Source organism: Pseudobdellovibrionaceae bacterium, from assembly GCA_015163855.1.
GTDB lineage: Bacteria > Bdellovibrionota > Bdellovibrionia > Bdellovibrionales > UBA1609 > JAAOIH01.
Genome location: JAAOIK010000035.1, coordinates 48,663 through 65,539 on the forward strand (window position 1 = coordinate 48,663; position 16,877 = coordinate 65,539).

At 34.5% G+C, this 16,877-nt stretch carries 29 protein-coding genes; 26 read left to right on the plus strand and 3 right to left on the minus strand.

Annotated elements, in window-relative coordinates:
* The 22 genes from rplB to rplQ all read left to right on the plus strand — a co-directional run bounded on the left by rplB (position 1) and on the right by rplQ (position 11,122).
* Complete coding sequence (gene rplB, locus HAW63_04260) at positions 1-834, plus strand: 50S ribosomal protein L2 (protein MBE8163181.1); 834 nt, start codon at positions 1-3, stop codon at positions 832-834.
* 8 nt (positions 835-842) lie between these two features.
* Entirely contained in the window at positions 843-1,106 is a 264-nt protein-coding gene (gene rpsS, locus HAW63_04265) for a 30S ribosomal protein S19 (GenBank protein MBE8163182.1), read from the plus strand.
* A 9-nt stretch (positions 1,107-1,115) separates the two neighbouring features.
* Positions 1,116-1,448 (plus strand): 50S ribosomal protein L22, encoded by a 333-nt coding sequence (gene rplV / locus HAW63_04270; protein MBE8163183.1) that lies wholly within the window; start codon positions 1,116-1,118, stop codon positions 1,446-1,448.
* Positions 1,449-1,450: 2 nt separating this feature from the next.
* Positions 1,451-2,110 (plus strand): 30S ribosomal protein S3, encoded by a 660-nt coding sequence (rpsC, locus tag HAW63_04275; protein ID MBE8163184.1) that lies wholly within the window; start codon positions 1,451-1,453, stop codon positions 2,108-2,110.
* Positions 2,103-2,510, plus strand: a complete 408-nt coding sequence (rplP, locus tag HAW63_04280) for a 50S ribosomal protein L16 (GenBank protein ID MBE8163185.1) — start codon at positions 2,103-2,105, stop codon at positions 2,508-2,510. The genes rpsC and rplP overlap by 8 nt, the downstream gene beginning before the upstream one ends.
* A 15-nt stretch (positions 2,511-2,525) precedes the next feature.
* Positions 2,526-2,711, plus strand: coding sequence for a 50S ribosomal protein L29 (gene rpmC, locus HAW63_04285; GenBank protein MBE8163186.1), 186 nt, complete (start codon positions 2,526-2,528; stop codon positions 2,709-2,711).
* Between the two features lie 74 nt (positions 2,712-2,785).
* Positions 2,786-3,016, plus strand: a complete 231-nt coding sequence (gene rpsQ / locus HAW63_04290) for a 30S ribosomal protein S17 (GenBank protein ID MBE8163187.1) — start codon at positions 2,786-2,788, stop codon at positions 3,014-3,016.
* A 21-nt stretch (positions 3,017-3,037) separates the two neighbouring features.
* Positions 3,038-3,406: a 50S ribosomal protein L14 gene (gene rplN / locus HAW63_04295; protein ID MBE8163188.1), complete on the plus strand. Its 369-nt coding sequence runs from the start codon at positions 3,038-3,040 to the stop codon at positions 3,404-3,406.
* An 18-nt stretch (positions 3,407-3,424) separates the two neighbouring features.
* The gene (gene rplE, locus HAW63_04300; GenBank protein MBE8163189.1) at positions 3,425-3,967 is read left to right on the plus strand and encodes a 50S ribosomal protein L5; all 543 of its coding nucleotides are present in this window, start codon (positions 3,425-3,427) and stop codon (positions 3,965-3,967) included.
* A 32-nt stretch (positions 3,968-3,999) separates the two neighbouring features.
* The gene (gene rpsH, locus HAW63_04305; GenBank protein ID MBE8163190.1) at positions 4,000-4,389 is read left to right on the plus strand and encodes a 30S ribosomal protein S8; all 390 of its coding nucleotides are present in this window, start codon (positions 4,000-4,002) and stop codon (positions 4,387-4,389) included.
* A gap of 42 nt (positions 4,390-4,431) precedes the next feature.
* The gene (gene rplF / locus HAW63_04310) at positions 4,432-4,977 is read left to right on the plus strand and encodes a 50S ribosomal protein L6 (protein MBE8163191.1); all 546 of its coding nucleotides are present in this window, start codon (positions 4,432-4,434) and stop codon (positions 4,975-4,977) included.
* Positions 4,978-5,008: 31 nt separating this feature from the next.
* Entirely contained in the window at positions 5,009-5,383 is a 375-nt protein-coding gene (locus HAW63_04315; GenBank protein ID MBE8163192.1) for a 50S ribosomal protein L18, read from the plus strand.
* Between the two features lie 18 nt (positions 5,384-5,401).
* The gene (gene rpsE / locus HAW63_04320) at positions 5,402-5,863 is read left to right on the plus strand and encodes a 30S ribosomal protein S5 (protein MBE8163193.1); all 462 of its coding nucleotides are present in this window, start codon (positions 5,402-5,404) and stop codon (positions 5,861-5,863) included.
* Between the two features lie 12 nt (positions 5,864-5,875).
* Positions 5,876-6,067 (plus strand): 50S ribosomal protein L30, encoded by a 192-nt coding sequence (gene rpmD, locus HAW63_04325; GenBank protein MBE8163194.1) that lies wholly within the window; start codon positions 5,876-5,878, stop codon positions 6,065-6,067.
* A 1-nt stretch (position 6,068) separates the two neighbouring features.
* Positions 6,069-6,506, plus strand: coding sequence for a 50S ribosomal protein L15 (rplO, locus tag HAW63_04330; GenBank protein MBE8163195.1), 438 nt, complete (start codon positions 6,069-6,071; stop codon positions 6,504-6,506).
* 79 nt (positions 6,507-6,585) lie between these two features.
* Positions 6,586-7,893: a preprotein translocase subunit SecY gene (gene secY, locus HAW63_04335; protein ID MBE8163196.1), complete on the plus strand. Its 1,308-nt coding sequence runs from the start codon at positions 6,586-6,588 to the stop codon at positions 7,891-7,893.
* On the plus strand, positions 7,841-8,542 hold the full coding sequence (locus HAW63_04340) for a nucleoside monophosphate kinase (protein ID MBE8163197.1): 702 nt from the start codon (positions 7,841-7,843) through the stop codon (positions 8,540-8,542). Before secY ends, HAW63_04340 begins: the two co-directional genes overlap by 53 nt.
* Positions 8,543-8,659: 117 nt before the next feature.
* Positions 8,660-8,773, plus strand: a complete 114-nt coding sequence (gene rpmJ, locus HAW63_04345) for a 50S ribosomal protein L36 (GenBank protein ID MBE8163198.1) — start codon at positions 8,660-8,662, stop codon at positions 8,771-8,773.
* A 2-nt stretch (positions 8,774-8,775) separates the two neighbouring features.
* Positions 8,776-9,141 carry a 30S ribosomal protein S13 gene (gene rpsM, locus HAW63_04350; GenBank protein ID MBE8163199.1) on the plus strand — a complete coding sequence of 122 codons (366 nt, stop codon included), beginning with the start codon at positions 8,776-8,778 and terminating at the stop codon, positions 9,139-9,141.
* 28 nt (positions 9,142-9,169) lie between these two features.
* Positions 9,170-9,550, plus strand: coding sequence for a 30S ribosomal protein S11 (gene rpsK / locus HAW63_04355; protein ID MBE8163200.1), 381 nt, complete (start codon positions 9,170-9,172; stop codon positions 9,548-9,550).
* 54 nt (positions 9,551-9,604) lie between these two features.
* The gene (locus HAW63_04360; GenBank protein MBE8163201.1) at positions 9,605-10,603 is read left to right on the plus strand and encodes a DNA-directed RNA polymerase subunit alpha; all 999 of its coding nucleotides are present in this window, start codon (positions 9,605-9,607) and stop codon (positions 10,601-10,603) included.
* 33 nt (positions 10,604-10,636) lie between these two features.
* Positions 10,637-11,122 (plus strand): 50S ribosomal protein L17, encoded by a 486-nt coding sequence (gene rplQ / locus HAW63_04365; GenBank protein ID MBE8163202.1) that lies wholly within the window; start codon positions 10,637-10,639, stop codon positions 11,120-11,122.
* 6 nt (positions 11,123-11,128) lie between these two features.
* Here rplQ and HAW63_04370 read toward each other — a convergent pair whose 3' ends face one another.
* Positions 11,129-11,338: a hypothetical protein gene (locus HAW63_04370; GenBank protein ID MBE8163203.1), complete on the minus strand. Its 210-nt coding sequence runs from the start codon at positions 11,336-11,338 to the stop codon at positions 11,129-11,131.
* 177 nt (positions 11,339-11,515) lie between these two features.
* Between HAW63_04370 and HAW63_04375 the strand changes: the two genes are divergently transcribed.
* Both HAW63_04375 and HAW63_04380 read left to right on the plus strand, forming a co-directional pair.
* Entirely contained in the window at positions 11,516-11,947 is a 432-nt protein-coding gene (locus tag HAW63_04375) for a hypothetical protein (protein MBE8163204.1), read from the plus strand.
* 127 nt (positions 11,948-12,074) lie between these two features.
* Positions 12,075-12,806 carry a FliA/WhiG family RNA polymerase sigma factor gene (locus HAW63_04380; GenBank protein ID MBE8163205.1) on the plus strand — a complete coding sequence of 244 codons (732 nt, stop codon included), beginning with the start codon at positions 12,075-12,077 and terminating at the stop codon, positions 12,804-12,806.
* A 1-nt stretch (position 12,807) separates the two neighbouring features.
* Here HAW63_04380 and HAW63_04385 read toward each other — a convergent pair whose 3' ends face one another.
* Both HAW63_04385 and HAW63_04390 read right to left on the minus strand, forming a co-directional pair.
* Positions 12,808-13,683 (minus strand): sigma-70 family RNA polymerase sigma factor, encoded by an 876-nt coding sequence (locus tag HAW63_04385; GenBank protein MBE8163206.1) that lies wholly within the window; start codon positions 13,681-13,683, stop codon positions 12,808-12,810.
* 15 nt (positions 13,684-13,698) lie between these two features.
* Positions 13,699-14,013, minus strand: coding sequence for a hypothetical protein (locus HAW63_04390; protein ID MBE8163207.1), 315 nt, complete (start codon positions 14,011-14,013; stop codon positions 13,699-13,701).
* A gap of 149 nt (positions 14,014-14,162) precedes the next feature.
* Between HAW63_04390 and aspS the strand changes: the two genes are divergently transcribed.
* Entirely contained in the window at positions 14,163-15,956 is a 1,794-nt protein-coding gene (gene aspS / locus HAW63_04395) for an aspartate--tRNA ligase (protein ID MBE8163208.1), read from the plus strand.
* A 68-nt stretch (positions 15,957-16,024) separates the two neighbouring features.
* The coding region (locus HAW63_04400) for a hypothetical protein (GenBank protein ID MBE8163209.1) at positions 16,025-16,877 on the plus strand (853 nt) is incomplete at its 3' end.

Sequence of the window (16,877 nt, forward strand, 5' to 3'; positions counted from 1 at the left end):
ATGGGTTTTAAGATATATAAACCAACATCTCCTGGTCGTCGTAATCAAACGGGTTTTGATTTTTCAGAAATTACAAAATCCGTTCCCGAAAAAGGTTTGACCACGGCTTTATCTAAAAAAGCAGGCCGTAGTAACACGGGCCGTATTTCTATGCGCCATCATGGTGGTGGACACAAAAGACGCTATCGTATTATTGATTTTAAGCGTAATAAAATTAATATTCCTGCTCGCGTGGCCTCTATTGAATATGATCCTAACAGAAGTGCTCACATTGCTTTACTTCATTATAAAGATGGAGAAAAAGCCTATATTTTATCTCCAGTGGGTTTGACAGTGGGAGAAGATATTATTTCTGCAGACTCTGTAGTTAGTGCAGATATTAAACCAGGCAACAGTTTACCTTTAAAAGAAATTCCCACAGGAACTTTAATTCATGGTGTGGAATTAAAACCAGGAAAGGGTGCGCAAATAGCCAGAGGAGCTGGGGTTACTGCAGTGTTAGTGGCTAAATCAGAAGACTATTGTCAGGTTCAACTACCTTCTCAGGAAGTAAGAAAAGTTTTGTCTGTTTGTAGAGCAACTATTGGACAAGTGGGTAATGCCGAGTACAGCAATATTAAATGGGGAAAAGCAGGCCGTAGTCGTTGGAGGGGTATTCGTCCTTCTGTTCGAGGAATGGCAATGAACCCTATTGATCACCCATTAGGTGGTGGTGAGGGAGTGGGTAAAGGAAATCATCCTGTGACTCCTTGGGGTAAGCCTTGTAAAGGTTTTAAAACAAGAAATAACAAACGAACAGATTCTATGATTATTCGTAGACGCAAAAAGAAATAGGGGAATAAATGGCTCGTTCAGTAAAAAAAGGTCCTTTTGTTGACCATCATTTAGAGAAAAAAATTCAAATAGCTATTGAAACTGGCGATAAAAAAGTTATTAAAACTTGGTCTCGTCGCTCTACTATTACTCCCGATGCAGTGAACTTAACCTTTGCTGTTCATAATGGAAAAAAGTTTATTCCTGTTTTTGTAACAGAAGGAATGATTGGTCAAAAATTTGGTGAATTCTCTTTAACAAGAACCTACAAAGGTCACAATAAGAAAAAGTAGAGGTTAAAAATGGAAGTAAAAGCGTCTTTACAGTTTATTAGGGTTGGTGCTCAAAAAGCGCGCTTAATTGCAGATTTAGTAAGAAGTAAGGGAATAAACGAAGCTTTAAAAATTGTTTCGTTTATGCCTCAAAAGTCTGCAGGCTTAATTAAAAATTTATTAGAATCTGCTGTGGCCAACGCAGAAGATAAAAAAACGATTGATGTAGATAATTTATATGTAAAAAGCATTACTGTGGATCAAGCGGCTTTCTCTAAACGATTTCGCCCAGGTTCTCAAGGAAGAAGTACAATGGTAAAGAAAAAATCTAGTCATATTAAAGTTATTTTAGAGGAGAGGTAATAATGGGTCAAAAAGTCAATCCAATAGGATTAAGAGTCGGCATTATCAGAACTTGGGAATCTTTATGGTTTTTTAAAGGTTCTAAGTATACAGAAAATTTACACGAAGATCTTCGTTTAAGAAAATATCTTTTAGATAAATTAAAAAATGCAGCCGTTTCTAAAATAGAAATTTCTAGAGCCGCACAAAAAGTAAAATTAACCATTCATTCTGCTCGCCCCGGTGTAGTTATCGGAAAAAAAGGAGCGGGTATTGATCTTTTAAAAGCCGAAATTCAAAAGAAAACAAAAAATGAAGTTTATCTTAGTATTCAAGAAATTCGTAAGCCCGATATTGATGCTCAATTAGTGGCACAAAGCATAGCTGATCAACTAGAGAAAAGAGTTTTTTGGCGTCGTTGCTTAAAAAAATCTTTATCTTCTGCTCTTAGAGGGGGAGTTAAAGGAATTAAAATTATGATTAGTGGTCGTTTAGACGGAGCAGAAATTGCTCGTTCCGAATGGTATAGTGAAAAAAGTGTTCCTCTTCATACTTTGCGTGCAGATATTGACTATGGCACAGCAGAAGCTTTAACCACTTATGGAATTATTGGAATTAAAGTATGGATTTATAAAGGGGATATTTTAAGTAATAAACAAGCTGGGGAGGCTAGTAATGCTTAGTCCAAAGCGAGTAAAATGGCGCCGTCAGCACCGCGGACATTATAGAGGCTTTGCTTATAAAGGCAGCAGTTTAACTTTTGGTGATTACGGTTTGGCAGTTATGGAATCAGGAAGATTAACTAGTCGACAAATCGAAGCGGCTCGTATTGCTATTAACCGTCACATGAAAAGAATAGGTAAATTATGGATTTGTGTTTTTCCAGATCGACCAGTAACTAAAAAGCCTGCAGAAGTTCGTATGGGTTCTGGTAAAGGGGCTCCTGATTATTGGGCAGCTAAAGTAAAACCTGGTCGTATTATTTATGAAATTAGCGGAGTGAATGAAGAAGTGGCTAAAGAAGCTTTACGCTTAGCTGCTCATAAACTTCCTTTAAAAACAAAAATGGTTGTTAAGCATTAAGCGACGAGGGTATTTATGAAATTTAAAGACATTAAAAATTTAGACATTGTAGAGTTAGTACAAAAAATTAAAAAAGAAAAAGAAGATTTATTTAACAATAAAATGAAGCATAGTTTAGGACAGTTAGAAAACCCTTTAGTAATAAGAAAAATTCGTAAAAGTATTGCTAAATTAAAAACAGCTATTACTGCTAAAAAATAGGCGTATTAAGAAAACCAGGAGAAGTTATGGCAGAAGACAAACAAGTTACCGACGCAAAACCATACAGAAAAAAAATGAGTGTTGTGGGAGAAGTGGTTAGTGACAAAATGGATAAAAGTATTTCTGTAAAAGTTTACCGAACGGTAAAACATAAAAAATACCATAAATACACTCGCCTTAGTTCTGTGTTTAAAGCCCATGATGAAAAAAATATGGCTAAAGCTGGAGACCAAGTAAAAATTATAGAAAGTCGCCCTATAAGTAAAACAAAAAAATGGCGTTTAGTAGAAATATTAGAAAAGTAGTAGTTTTTAGGAGATAATGAAATGATACAAGTTCAATCAAGATTAGTAGTTGCAGATAATTCTGGTGCCAAAGAAGTTATGTGTATCAAAGTTTTAGGCGGTACGCGAAGACGAGTAGCCAGTGTTGGCGATATTATTGTTGTGTCTATTAAATCGGCAGCTCCAAAAACAAAAGTAAAAAAAGGAGATGTGGCAAAAGCGGTGGTGGTTAGAACCATACATAAAGTGCGCAGAGTAGATGGCAGTTATGTACGCTTTGATGAAAATGCCGCTGTATTAATTAATGCTAACAAAGAGCCTGTGGGAACACGTATTTTTGGTCCAGTAGCCAGAGAATTAAGAGCGAAAAACTTTTTAAAAATAGCTTCGCTAGCTCCAGAGGTTTTATAAATAAATAAAAAGGTTGTTATGAGTTTATTACAAGAAAAATATAAAAAAGAAATGATCCCTTCCTTAATGAAAGGTTTGGGTTTTAAAAATATTATGCAGGTGCCACAATTAAAAAGCATCACATTAAATATGTGTTTAAGCGAGGCAGTTCGTAACCCTAAAGTTTTAGATTTAGCTGCAGAACAGTTAACCGCTATTGCAGGGCAAAAAGCAATAATAACACGAGCAAAAAAAGCCATTGCCAATTTTAAATTAAGAGAAGGCATGCCATTAGGAGTAAAGGTTACTTTAAGAAAAGAAAATATGTGGAATTTTTTAGAAAAGCTAATTCATTTTTCTATTCCTAAATCCAAAGATTTTCGTGGTTTATCTAGAAAAGGTTTTGATGGAAGAGGTAATTATAATATGGGAATAATCGAACATATTATTTTTTCCGAAATTGATTATGATAAAGTGGATAAGGTAAGAGGATTTAACATTAGCATGGTTACTACAGCAGAAAACGATCAAGAAGGTTTGGCGTTATTAGAAGCTTTAGGGTTACCGTTTAAGAAAAAATAAGTAAAAGAGATAAATAAAAGAGGGGATTCTCTATGGACACAGTTGGTGATTTTTTAACAAGAATAAGAAATGCTGGAATGGCAAAACATGAAAGCTTAGATATAGTAAGTTCTAAGTTAAGAGAAGGTATTGCGCAAGTTTTGCATCAGTCTGGTTATATTCGCGGCTTTAAAGTAGCTAAAGATAAAACGCGTCAATTAATGCGAGTGTACTTACGCTATAACGAAAGTGGCGATCACATGATATGTAAAGTGAAAAGAGTGAGCAAGCCAGGTTGTCGTGTTTATGTAAAGCAAGATAATATTCCAGAGGTTCGATCGGGGTATGGAATAGTGGTAATGAGCACTAATAAAGGAGTTATGAACGGTAAGATAGCTAAAGAGAAAGCCGTTGGTGGCGAAGTGTTATGCCAAGTATGGTAAAATAGTAAATAAGATAAAAAATATAATCAAGAGAGAAACATTATGTCACGAATAGGAAAAGTACCTATAAAATTAGATAAAGCCAAAGTACAAGTTAGTGTATTAGAAGATAATACCGTTACAATAAAAGGTGCTAAATCCACCTTAAATGTTTGGGTAAACCCTCTTATAAAGGTAGATGTTTCTGATACCGAGGTAATTTTACAACGCAGTAACGAAGAAGCAAAAACTAGAGCTTTTCATGGTTTGTATCGAACATTAGTTAGTAATGCAATTGCAGGAGTTAGTGACGGATTTTCAAAAACATTAATTTTAAATGGTGTTGGTTATAAATCGGCGGTAAAAGGGCAAAATTTAGAACTTCATTTAGGTTACAGTCATCCTATTGTTTTTGCTATTCCCAAAGGTATTGAAATTGCCGTAAAAAAACAAACTACTATTGAAGTTAAGGGTGCAGATAAACAATTAGTAGGACAAGTGGCAGCAAATATTAGAGGCTACAGAAAGCCAGAGCCATTTTTGGGTAAGGGGATTCGTTATAGTGACGAAGTTATTCGTCGTAAAGCCGGTAAGGCTGCTGGTAAGTAAACCGTTTTAAGAAAAAGAGAAGGGAAAAGTTATGAGAGTTACATTTATAAAAAGCACTGCAAAGAAAGTAATTAAGCGTTTAAAAGCTCGTGTGCGTATTCGTAAAAAAATTTCAGGCACTGCCGAAGTTCCTCGTTTAGCAGTGTTTAAAAGCAATAAATTTATTACCGCTCAACTAATTGACGACCAAAAAGGTATTACCTTAGTCTCTTATAGTTCTAAGTTAATTGATAAAAAAGCCATTGCTAAATCCATAGAAATGAGTAAAAAAGTGGGGTTAACTTTGGGGCAAAAAGCCTTAAATCAAAATATTAAAAATGTAGTATTTGATCGTAGTGGTTATAGGTTTCACGGCAGAGTAAAGTCTTTAGCCGAAGGTGCAAGAGAATCGGGTTTAAAATTTTAAATCATTAAAAGAGGTAATATGAGTCAAACAGTAGAATTTAGAGAAAGAGTAGTTACCATTAATCGCGTGGCTAAAGTGGTAAAGGGAGGCCGTAGGTTTTCTTTTTTAGCTTTAGTTGTAGTGGGTGACGGTGAGGGCAGTGTTGGTTTCGGAACAGGAAAGGCAAAAGAAGTTCCCGAAGCTATTAAAAAAGCATCAGCAGCTGCAAAAAAATCTTTCCAAAAAATTGAATTAAAAGATAATCGTACTATTCCACACGAAGTAGTAGGTACTTTTGGAGCAGCCAAAGTGATTTTAATTCCAGCATCAGAAGGAACAGGAGTTATTGCTGGTGGAGCAGTTCGTGCTATTTTAGAAACTTTAGGCATTAAAGATATTTTAACAAAATGTATTGGTAGAACTGCACCGGGCAATGCAGTGCGGGCAACATTAGATGGGTTGTCTCAATTAGTACAATCTAGTCCAGAAATGATTCAATAAACGAGGAATAAAATGGCAAAACGATTTTTTAAAGTAAAACAAAAAAGAAGCTCCATCGGGTCTACACTAAAGCAAAAAGAAGCTTTAAGGTGTTTGGGTTTGCGACGACCTCACCATGAAGTTCAAGTTATAGATAACCCCGCTATGCGTGGACAAATTTTAAAAGTACAACATTTAGTAGAAGTGTCTGTGGAGGGAAAATAGTATGAGTTTATTAAAAGATTTAAAACCAGCACCAGGGTCGAACCCAACAAAAGTGCGTTCTGGTCGTGGTCGTGGCTCTCGTTTGGGTCGCCGTTGCGGTAAGGGAAATAAGGGACAAAAAGCTCGTGCAGGGGGAGGTATTCCTGCAGGATTTGAGGGTGGACAAATGCCTATGGCTCGTCGCCTTCCTAAATTTGGTTTTACTAACCAAATGTTTAAAGTGACTTATGAAATAGTTAACCTTGATCAGTTAGAAAAATTAGAAGGAGAAGTAACTCCAGAAGTTTTAAAAGCTGCAGGTATTGTAAACCAAAGGAAAAAGGTAAAAATTTTAGCCCGCGGAACTTTAACCAAAGCTTTAAATATTAAAGCGCATAAGTGGAGTGCAAAGGCAGAAGAATTAGTAAAAAAATCTGGCGGAACAATTACCGCCTGTTAGTTTATAATTCAATTTTTCAAAGTTTTTTTATTAAGCAACAAGACATACAAAATTAAGGTGATGGGGAGAAATAATATTTATGAGTGTAGCAAAATTTAGCATTCCAGAAGAGTTAACTCGCCGTATTTTATTTACTATACTTGGTTTAGTAATTTATCGCTTGGGCGTAGCCATTCCCACACCAGGCATTGATGCTGCGGCTGTGTTAGGGTTTTTTCAGTCACAAAGCGGTGGTATTTTTGGTATGTTTAACACCTTTACTGGTGGAGCTTTATCGCGTTTTAGTATTTTTGCACTAGGGATTATGCCTTACATTTCGGCATCGATTATTTTTCAACTATTACAATCTTCGGTTCCCGCATTAGAGGCTTTGTCTAAAGAAGGTGATGCAGGAAGAAAAAAAATTAATCAATACACTCGCTATGCTACTTTATTATTGGCTGTAGTTCAGGGTTATGCCATTTCTACATGGTTATTAAATTCTAATAATCAAGGGCAAGCCTTGGTAAAGTATGCCATGTTTGGCCCCTTACCCTTTCAAGTAGTAGCTGTAATTACTTTAGCTGCGGGAACTTGTTTTTTAATGTGGTTGGGTGATCAAATGACAGAAAAAGGCATTGGTAATGGTATTAGTATGATCATTTTTGCCAGCATCGCTGCAGGAATTCCGAGTGGTGCTATAAGTTTATGGCAAATGTTATCCAATGGCGATTTAAATACAGTTACTGGCTTAGTCTTACTTGTAGGTATGGTGGCAATTATTGCTTTTATTATTTTTATTGAAACAGGGCAAAGACGAATTACCATTCAATATTCTCAAAGAACTCAAGGCAATCAACAGCAAGCTAGTTATTTGCCATTAAAATTAAATTTTGCAGGGGTAATTCCTCCCATTTTTGCGTCTAGTTTATTATTGTTTCCTGCAACCATTACGCAATTTTCTGATGCTCCATGGTTAAAAACATTGCAACAAACCTTATCTCCATCGGGGTCGTTATATAATATTTTATTTATTGGTTTGGTGGTTTTTTTCTGTTTCTTTTATACAGAAATGGCCTTTAAACCCAATGATGTAGCCGATAATTTAAAGAAAAGTGGTGGGTTTGTGCCTGGTATTCGGGCAGGAAAAAACACGGCCAGTTATATTCAAAAAGTTTTAGATCGATTAACTGTTAGTGGTGCTATTTATTTAAGTTTTATTTGCGTACTTCCCACAATGCTAATTAATAAAATTGGATTGCCTTTTTATTTTGGAGGAACCAGTTTGTTGATTTTAGTAGGAGTGGCGATTGATACTTTACAACAAATTCAATCGCATTTAATTTCTGCAAAATATGACGGAATGGGTTCTGCTGTTAAAATTAAAAGTCGGAGAGTTCGTTATTAGTATTATTTTATTTGGTGCTCCTGGTTCAGGAAAAGGCACTCAGGCATCACTACTACACAAAGAATATGGCATACCACATATTAGCACTGGCAATTTATTTAGCTACGAAATCTCTAATAAAACAGACTTGGGTTTACAAGTAAAAAAGTGCATGGTGCAAGGTCAGTTAGTTTCTGATGACATAGTGGTTAGTATGTTAGGCCGAGCATTAGAAAAAAATAAAAATAAAAAGATTATTTTAGACGGGTTTCCTCGCAATCAAGAGCAAGGTAAAATTTTAAAACCTTTACTAGAAAAGCACAATTTGTCCATAAGATATGTGTTCTTTTTAGAGGTGTCAGACGCTATTGTAATTCAAAGAATTACGGGGCGAAGAACTTGCCATTCTTGTAAGGCTTCTTGGCATATTGAGTATGTTAAGCCTAAAAAAGAAGGAATATGCGATTTTTGCCAATCCCCTTTAGAGCAAAGAAAGGATGACACTGCCAAGGTAGTAAAGCACAGGCTAGAGGTTTATCACGAGTCTGCCAATAGTTTGAAAGGCTTTTATAAGGGGGAGGGGATATTACACACTATTAAGGCCGAAAAGAGCTCTGATGAAGTTTTTCAAACCATAAAGAGAGTGTATGAGGGGAAAGAAAAATCTTAACTAAAAAGTGTCAATAAATATTGACGAAAATAGGCCTAAGTGCTAATTTTCTAACTTTGGAATTATATAAGAAATTATAGGTAAAAACAGAAACACATAAATAATAAAGGTTAAAAAATGAAAGTTAGAGCATCAGTAAAAAAAATGTGCAGAAACTGTAAAATTATTAAGCGAAAGGGTAAAATTAGAGTGCTTTGCGAAAACCCTAAACATAAACAGGTACAGGGGTAGTAATGGCAAGACTTTTAGGTGTAGACATACCAAAAAACAAACGCGTTGTAATTAGTTTAACTTACTTGTATGGAGTGGGTAATTCTTTAGCTAAACAAGTTTGTAAAAAATTAAATTTATCAGAAGATACTAAAACAGAAACTTTAACCGATGCCCAAGTAGTAGATATTAGAAAAGTTTTAGATGACTACACTTTAGAGGGAGATTTACGAAGAGAAAGAAGTTTAAACATCAAACGCTTAATGGACTTAGGTTGTTATAGAGGAATTAGACATCGCTTAGGTTTACCAGTTAGAGGACAGGTAACACAAAAAAATGCAAGAACTCGTAAAGGGCCGAAAAAAACTATGGCCAATAAAAAGAAATAAAATAGTTAGTAGAAAAAGGTAAAAAATAATGGGTGTAAAAACAAAGAAAAAAATAAAAAAGAATGTCCCGCACGGGCGTTGTTATATTCAAGCAGGCTTTGGTAATTTGTTAATTACTATTACAGACCCTGCTGGTGGTGCTTTATGCTGGGCTTCTGCTGGTTCTTTAGGTTTTAAAGGCGGCAAAAAGGGAACTCCCTTTGCAGCACAAAAAGCGGCTCAAGATGTAGCTACAAAAGCTATGAATATGGGAATGAAGTCTTTAGAAATGTATGTTAGTGGCCCTGGCGGAGGAAGAGACTCTGCTATTCGCGCTTTAGCCAAAGGGGGGTTGCGAGTCACTTTATTAAAAGATATTACGCCTATTCCTCACAATGGGTGTAGACCTCCAAAAAGAAGAAGAGTTTAGTTGTTAGTTAAAAATAGGTAAAAAGAAAAAAAGCAGTTACAAGGAGAAAGCATTATGCAAGGGCATTATTATCATTTTTGGAAAGATTTAAAAAAACCAGAAGGTTTTGTTGCAGATAAAAAAACGTTAACCTCTAGCTATGGTAAATTTGTCATTAGCCCTTTAGAAAAAGGTTACGGAGTAACTTTAGGTAACTCTTTACGACGCGTTTTATTAAGCTCTATGATGGGGTCTGCAGTAACTGCTATAAAATTTGAGGGAGTGTTACACGAGTTCACAACTATCCCTGGTGTTTTAGAAGATGTTTTAAACATTACTTTAAATTTACAAGAGGTGCGTTTTAAACAATACACCGAAAAAACACAGCGTTTACGCATTAAAAAAGAAGGCCCTGGTGTTGTTACTGCTGCCGACATTGAAGGCAATGCAGACATTGAAGTTTTAAGCCCAGATATCATTATAGCTACTTTAAGTGAAGGGGTTACATTTGATGCAGAAATTATGGTTAATTTTGGCCGATCGTATGTTGAAGTTTCAGAAAATAAAAAACAATTAGAAACGGGTTTTATACCTGTGGACTCTTTGCATAGCCCAGTAAGAAAAGTTAATTATAATGTTTTTAATGCAAGGGTGGGAAAGAGAACCGATTATGATTCTTTAGTGTTAGAGGTATGGACGGATGGTTCTTTAGAACCTCAAGAAGCGGTTTCTTTAAGTGCTAAAATTTTAAAAGAATACTTACAACCCTTTATTACTTTTGATGAAAAAATAGAGCCGGCTGTTGCGGTAATAGAATCTAAAGAAGAAAGAAATGAAAACTTTTATAGACCGGTTGAAGATTTAGAACTTTCGGTTAGAAGTGCAAATTGCTTAAAGAATGCCAATATTCAGTATATTGGAGACTTAGTTTCTCGCACAGAAGGAGATATGCTAAGAACAAAAAACTTTGGTAAAAAATCTTTAAATGAAATTAAAGACACTTTAGTGGATATGGGTTTACATTTAGGAATGAAGGTAGAATGGCCTCCAAAAGATTGGGAAAAACCGTCTTAGTTTATATAATAAAAAAGTAGAGGAAAGGATAAAATGAGACATCGCGTAGTAAAAAACACTTTTGGAAGAAAAACAGGGCCTAGAAAAGCCTTAGTAAAAGGTTTGGTAACTTCTTTAGTGGAAAGAGAACGAATTCGTACTACCTTACCAAAAGCTAAAGAATTAAGAAGACATGTAGAACGAGCAGTAACTATTGGCAAGACAGCCACCTTACATGCTAGAAGAATTTTATTAAAAAAATACGCTAATAACACTCCTATGGTTTCAAAAATTATAGATATTATTTCGCCTCGTTTTAAAGATAGACCAGGCGGTTATACTCGTATTATCAAATTAGAAAATCGGCCAGGAGATAACTCAGAAATGGCCTTTATTGAGTTTGTAGATTACGACTATAATAAGCCAGGAGAGGCTTTAATACCTGCTCCTAGCTCTAAAGAAGTTGCTAAGCGTAACCTTAAAAAGCGCAAAGGCATTCGTAAAGTTCAAGAAAAATCTAGAATTATCAATCGCAAGTAATTTTTTTTACTTTTTAACTTCTTTAATCACTTTATAAGGGACATTAACATCCACTGCTTCTGCAGAACTGGCTTCAATATTAGTGGTGTTACTAGGCTTTTTAAAATCTTTTATTTTAGAGCCTACAAAAATACCAAATAAAAAAATTACCAGCAAGCTACTGGAAAAAAGAATAAATTTATTAAGTAACTTTATTTTATTATTAATTATTTTCATACAATATCCTTTACCATATTAAATTACTTATCTAAGGTTCTGTCAAAAAACGATTAGGTCTTTAGTATTTAATATAGCAAAAAATGACTGTTATTTTTTTTATTACTTTACTTAAGGCTATGTTTTTAAAACTTAAGTCTAGAGAATAACTCTTTCTTTAGTAGAGGTTTATTTGGTATGCAACTTGCTTTGTATAAAGGCAATATGCGATCTACTATTTTCTTTTTACAAATTGGCTTTCTATACTTTGTAACATTCGCAACAGTATTATTTTCTGTACAAGCAAGTGCTAAACAAAAATCACTTAAAACTTCTTACAAAACTATTTTTGTAAATATGGGCACTTTATCTTTAAACTTAATTCGTTTTGAAAAAATGCAAACTTATAAAATTTCTATACAGCTATTAGTAAATTCTAAACAAGCGCAATCAGAAATATCTGTACAAAAAAGTTTTTTTAAAGAATTGGTTTCTAATATGCTTTATAGCTTTTCTTTTGAAGAGTTACAAAAAAAAATTATTTCTGACAAAAAACAGTTAGAAGATTTAAATATTTTTATAAACGAAGGATATATAAAAGCTTTAAAAATTAAAATTGTTAATGAGTAAAAATATAAACAAAAGTGTTTTAAAATAAAACACTTTTCACACAAGGAGTTACAATATGTTAAATAAAAAAAATATGTCTAATAGTGCAAAAGGTATTTTTTTAGAATTACAACAAACGGGTTGCGAAATGTCTAGCGATCAAAACAAACAAATTGTAGAAGAATTTTTACCATTAGTAAATTTTGTGGCAAAAAAAATTCACTTTCGATTACCTTCTCATATTGATTTACAAGATTTAATTGCCACGGGAGTGGTGGGGTTAATTGATGCTGTTAGCAAGTATGATATTACTAAAGATAATAAATTTAAAACTTATGCAGAATTTCGTATTAGGGGAGCCATTTTAGACGAACTAAGAGTTCAAGACTGGGTACCACGATCTATTAGAGATAAAGCCAAATTATTAAATAAAGCAATAAACACATTAGAAAAAAAATTAAACAGAGCTCCTCAAGATGATGAGGTTGCTAAAGAAATGGGCATTAGTAAAGAGGAGTTTTATCAATTATTAAATATAGTAAAGCCAGTAAGGGTGTTATCTTTTGACAACATGGTTTCTTTTAATACTGCCGACTATAAATCCATTGTAAAATTAGTAGAAGAGGCTGGTTTGGGCGGGCCTGATCAAAATTATAACTTTAAAAAAATACAAGCAAAAATAGCCGAGGCTATTAGCGAGTTATCTGACAGACAAAAGCAAATTTTATCTATGTACTATTACAAATCTTTAAATTTAAAAGAAATAGGCAGTATTTTAGAGCTTACAGAAAGTAGAATTTCGCAACTACATGCGCAGGCTTTGTTAAAGTTAAAAGCCAAACTGTATAGATACTTTGAAAAACCCTCTATTGCGGCTTAGTTTATTTTAAATACAGTAAAGTACTTTTAATTTTTTGAAGTAATCGTGTTTCCATTTGCCGTACGGCCTCTTTGCTTGTTCCGTAATGCTCTCCAATAGCTTTTAAAGTATGAGGGCTTGAAGATAAGGTTCGGTTTTTTAATATATACAATTCTTTTGGGTTAAGCTGATGCTTTAATTCTTGCAATTTTTGTTTTAATTTTTCTGTAATTTCTTTTTTTTCTAATAAACTCTCTGGTGTTTCGTAAGTTATGGCTTTGGTTTGTGGTACGGATTGGTCAAGGTGGTCGTCTTTGCTAGATGTATCTAAACTAATATCTTTACTAGTTAATCGCTGTTGCATAGTTATAATTTCTTTTTCTGTAACATTTAAAGATTGAGCTAGCTGTGGAAAGGGAGTTTGCAGGCTTCCTAATTTTTTTAATTCTTTTTGTAAGGCATAAAAAATCTTTTTTTGTTGATTGGTGGTTCCAATCTTAACCATAGAATGTTGTTTCATAAGGTACTCTAAAATATAACCTCTAATCCACCACACAGCATAGGTAATAAGGCGTATATTTTTATAGGGATTAAATTCTTGTACAGCAGTCATTAGCCCCACATTACCTTCTTGAATTAATTCTAATAGGCGGTTGCCAAACTTGGCATATTCCGAGGCCACTTTAATTACAAAGCGTAAATTAGATTGTACTAAAATATGAGCATATTTAGGATCTTTGGTTTCATAAAATTTAGTAGCAATTTCTGTTTCTTGCTTACGATCTAAAACAGGGTATTGGCTAACCTCTTTCATATATTGAATAAGGGTGGCCTGTTCGCTAGATTGCGGTTTTATTGGGAGGTTTAACGAAGTTAGATTTTTGTTAGTTTTTCCCATGCAGTTTTTAAAAAGCTATTTTATTTTTTTTAGTAATTTAGATATTTGTGTTTCTAGTTTGGTTTTTATTACAGTTTTTAAAAGAGCTAGTTTTAAAGGCAGATTTACCTTTACGCAAACTAAAGAGGTTTTTTCCGTTTTTTTTACTTGCACTTGTACGGTAATTTTTTCGCCTTTTAATGTAATGCTATGTTTTTTGGGTTCACAGTGAGTGGTAAAGATACCAATATTTTTTTCAATATCCTTAACAGTAGAAAGTTTTTCTTCGATCCAAAAAAAAGTTTTAGATTGGCTGCTTTCTGATTTTATGGATAAAGACACTTCAGGCATAATATTCTAGGGAGGGGTAATTAATTGTGTATAATACGCACAAATTTTTATTTGTCGTATTTGACTTAATATAATAAGAATTTTTTATAACATCAAGGCTAGATTAAAACAAATATTGATGCTACTGTATTGTGTAAATTAAGGATTGTATGCAATTTTTTTCACAAGAAAGCCAAAAAAACATTACTTTACAGCGTAGTTGTCTAATTAAAGATATTAATAAGGCCTCTTTAAACCAGTCTATCACTATTATGGGTTGGGTTAATGTTAGAAGAGATTTGGGGACTATTGTATTTTTAGAAATGCGTGACAGAACAGGAAAGGTGCAGGTGGTTTGTGATTTATCTAATCCTCAGCAAAAATTAGTAAAAAATATACGAAAAGAATTTGTTTTAGCCATTACTGGAAAATTAGTACAGCGAGACAAAGCGACTATTAATGAACAAATACTTAATGGAAAAATTGAGTTAGTTTGTAAAGAGATACATGTATTATCAGAATCTAAAACCCCAGCTTTTGATTGGGAAGATGAAAGTGTGGGAGACGCTTTACGCTTACAATATCGCTATTTAGATTTACGATCCAATAAATTACAAAAGACTTTAGAATTAAGACATAAACTCACCCAACAAACTCGCAATTATTTATCCAATCAAGGGTTTTTAGAAATAGAAACTCCTATTTTATACAAAAGCACTCCCGAGGGGGCTCGTGATTATTTGGTGCCTTCTCGTGTGCATAATGGAAGTTTTTATGCTTTGCCACAAAGCCCGCAAACTTTAAAACAGTTATTAATGATTGGAAATTTTGATAAATACTTTCAAATAGCTAGGTGCTTTAGAGACGAAGACTTAAGGGCAGACCGCCAACCCGAATTTAGCCAAATTGATATAGAAATGAGTTTTGTAGATGAAGAAGATATTTATCAGTTATCCCACCAGTTATTAGAAACTATTTGGAAAGAAATTAAAGGGGTTAAAAGTATTGATTTTCCCTCTATGTCTTACTTAGAAGCTATGAATCGCTTTGGCTGTGATAAGCCAGATTTGCGAATTCCTTGGGAGCTAAAAGATTTATCAGAAGAGGTAGGGGGCAGCGAATTTATCGTGTTTCAATCGGTTTTAAAAAAGGCTGGAGTGGTAAAAGCTTTGGCTATCCCTTCTTTGGGAGGCAGTGGGCGCAGTTTTTTAGATAAGCTTACCCAGAGAGCAAAAAAGTTAGGTGGTAGTGGATTACTATGGATTAAATCGGATTCGGATAAATTAACTTCTCCCATGGCAAAATTTTTTACTCCACAGGCTTTGCAAAATATTTTTGCAAAAGCTGGAGGTAGCAAGGGAGGTTTGGTTTTAATTGTTGCCGAACAGTTTACCAAAGCTTGTGCTATTTTGTCTGATTTACGCTTACACTTAGCAGAAAAAGAAAAGGTGATAGACACTAATGAAGATCGTTTTTTATGGGTAAAAGATTTTCCTTTATTTGATTATTCTGAAGAAGAGAAAAGGTTGGTATCTTGCCACCATCCTTTTACTGCTCCTTGTGTAAAAGATATTCCCCACTTGCTTTCTGCAAAGGGAGATTATAAAAATATGCTTTCCCGCTCTTATGATGTGGTTTGCAATGGTTATGAATTAGCTAGCGGTAGTGTGCGGATTCATCAGTCCAATGTGCAACAAGCTATTTTTTCTCGCCTTGGTTTTAGTGATGAAGAAATTAAAAATCGATTTGGTTTTTTTGTAGAAGCTTTAAATTATGGCACGCCTCCCCATGCAGGAATAGCCTTTGGGCTAGAGCGATTAGTAATGATTTTAACAAAAACCAGTTCTATTCGCGATGTGGTGGCTTTTCCAAAAACCGCACAGGCCACAGAGCTAATGTCTAGCAGTCCTAGCGTGGTGGCTCAGCAACAGTTGCAAGACCTAGGTATTAAAATTAAAAAATAGCCGACTTTTTAGCTTTAAAATTCTAATTTTTTTAGCGTTAACCGATAAAGTAAATGTAAGGAGCGCTTATGTTTATAGGTAAATATTTATTAGGTTTTGTATTTTTATTTTTTACAGCATGCTCGGGTTATGAAACCGATGGAGTTCGATCCGAAATTGGGGGAGGGCATTCTTCTGTGCAAAACAATGCCGCTAGTTTTTCGCAGGCATTAAACTTAACAGGGACTAAAAGATTAGAAGACTGGTTAGGTGTTAGTGTGCAAGAGGCAAAGGATACAAAACTGCATTTAAATTTACAGTACTCAGGGCATCGCAATACAGAAGGTAGTGCTACTTATGAGGGAGAATTTTCCATTTCTTATCAAGAAACAAGCGGTACCGGTGAAAAAATAAATCGCGAGTTGGTATTGGATACGGGAAGCACCGAAAAAGAGACTCAGTATAATTATGTTTATTTAGATAAAGAGGGGCAATTTACATGGAAAGCCTTTTTTCAAGATGAGTTTGGAAGTATCTTGATTATCTTAACTCAAGGGGAAAAGGCTGACGAATGTAGTGCAAGCGATGGTTGTGATAATCAAATTTTCTTTTCTATGGGCAACGGAACGGTTTATTATAGAAATTGGCCAACAGACCGAGGCCAGGCATTTTTACCAGAACCAAACTGTTGGTTGGTTACTGCGGGGCCTTATGATTGTAGAACATGGAAAACCGATAAAGGCATAGATTTGGATAAAGCAGTATTTCCCGATGGTTCTGCGGGCACTTTATCTGGGCGTGCAGGGGCAAGAGGGTATTGTTACCGCAACGGAAAAAGAACATCTCCTTGTGATAATATTGCATATACTAAATTAGGAACTTTTAAGGATTTAGATTTTAAAATTTTATTTCAAATTGATCCCGATTTAGCTAGTGCCAGGC

Coding starts and splice junctions, on each gene's coding strand:
- rplQ (MBE8163202.1), top strand. CDS start 10,637: ATGAGACATCGCGTAGTAAAAAACACTTTTGGAAGAAAAACAGGGCCT.
- rplP (MBE8163185.1), top strand. CDS start 2,103: ATGCTTAGTCCAAAGCGAGTAAAATGGCGCCGTCAGCACCGCGGACAT.
- HAW63_04370 (MBE8163203.1), bottom strand. CDS start 11,338: ATGAAAATAATTAATAATAAAATAAAGTTACTTAATAAATTTATTCTT.
- HAW63_04375 (MBE8163204.1), top strand. CDS start 11,516: ATGCAACTTGCTTTGTATAAAGGCAATATGCGATCTACTATTTTCTTT.
- HAW63_04385 (MBE8163206.1), bottom strand. CDS start 13,683: ATGGGAAAAACTAACAAAAATCTAACTTCGTTAAACCTCCCAATAAAA.
- rpsS (MBE8163182.1), top strand. CDS start 843: ATGGCTCGTTCAGTAAAAAAAGGTCCTTTTGTTGACCATCATTTAGAG.
- rpsC (MBE8163184.1), top strand. CDS start 1,451: ATGGGTCAAAAAGTCAATCCAATAGGATTAAGAGTCGGCATTATCAGA.
- HAW63_04360 (MBE8163201.1), top strand. CDS start 9,605: ATGCAAGGGCATTATTATCATTTTTGGAAAGATTTAAAAAAACCAGAA.
- rplF (MBE8163191.1), top strand. CDS start 4,432: ATGTCACGAATAGGAAAAGTACCTATAAAATTAGATAAAGCCAAAGTA.
- rplN (MBE8163188.1), top strand. CDS start 3,038: ATGATACAAGTTCAATCAAGATTAGTAGTTGCAGATAATTCTGGTGCC.
- HAW63_04340 (MBE8163197.1), top strand. CDS start 7,841: ATGACGGAATGGGTTCTGCTGTTAAAATTAAAAGTCGGAGAGTTCGTT.
- rpmJ (MBE8163198.1), top strand. CDS start 8,660: ATGAAAGTTAGAGCATCAGTAAAAAAAATGTGCAGAAACTGTAAAATT.
- rpmC (MBE8163186.1), top strand. CDS start 2,526: ATGAAATTTAAAGACATTAAAAATTTAGACATTGTAGAGTTAGTACAA.
- rpsE (MBE8163193.1), top strand. CDS start 5,402: ATGAGTCAAACAGTAGAATTTAGAGAAAGAGTAGTTACCATTAATCGC.
- rpsQ (MBE8163187.1), top strand. CDS start 2,786: ATGAGTGTTGTGGGAGAAGTGGTTAGTGACAAAATGGATAAAAGTATT.
- rpsH (MBE8163190.1), top strand. CDS start 4,000: ATGGACACAGTTGGTGATTTTTTAACAAGAATAAGAAATGCTGGAATG.
- rplB (MBE8163181.1), top strand. CDS start 1: ATGGGTTTTAAGATATATAAACCAACATCTCCTGGTCGTCGTAATCAA.
- aspS (MBE8163208.1), top strand. CDS start 14,163: ATGCAATTTTTTTCACAAGAAAGCCAAAAAAACATTACTTTACAGCGT.
- rplE (MBE8163189.1), top strand. CDS start 3,425: ATGAGTTTATTACAAGAAAAATATAAAAAAGAAATGATCCCTTCCTTA.
- secY (MBE8163196.1), top strand. CDS start 6,586: ATGAGTGTAGCAAAATTTAGCATTCCAGAAGAGTTAACTCGCCGTATT.
- rpsM (MBE8163199.1), top strand. CDS start 8,776: ATGGCAAGACTTTTAGGTGTAGACATACCAAAAAACAAACGCGTTGTA.
- rplO (MBE8163195.1), top strand. CDS start 6,069: ATGAGTTTATTAAAAGATTTAAAACCAGCACCAGGGTCGAACCCAACA.
- HAW63_04380 (MBE8163205.1), top strand. CDS start 12,075: ATGTCTAGCGATCAAAACAAACAAATTGTAGAAGAATTTTTACCATTA.
- rpsK (MBE8163200.1), top strand. CDS start 9,170: ATGGGTGTAAAAACAAAGAAAAAAATAAAAAAGAATGTCCCGCACGGG.
- HAW63_04315 (MBE8163192.1), top strand. CDS start 5,009: ATGAGAGTTACATTTATAAAAAGCACTGCAAAGAAAGTAATTAAGCGT.
- rplV (MBE8163183.1), top strand. CDS start 1,116: ATGGAAGTAAAAGCGTCTTTACAGTTTATTAGGGTTGGTGCTCAAAAA.
- HAW63_04390 (MBE8163207.1), bottom strand. CDS start 14,013: ATGCCTGAAGTGTCTTTATCCATAAAATCAGAAAGCAGCCAATCTAAA.
- rpmD (MBE8163194.1), top strand. CDS start 5,876: ATGGCAAAACGATTTTTTAAAGTAAAACAAAAAAGAAGCTCCATCGGG.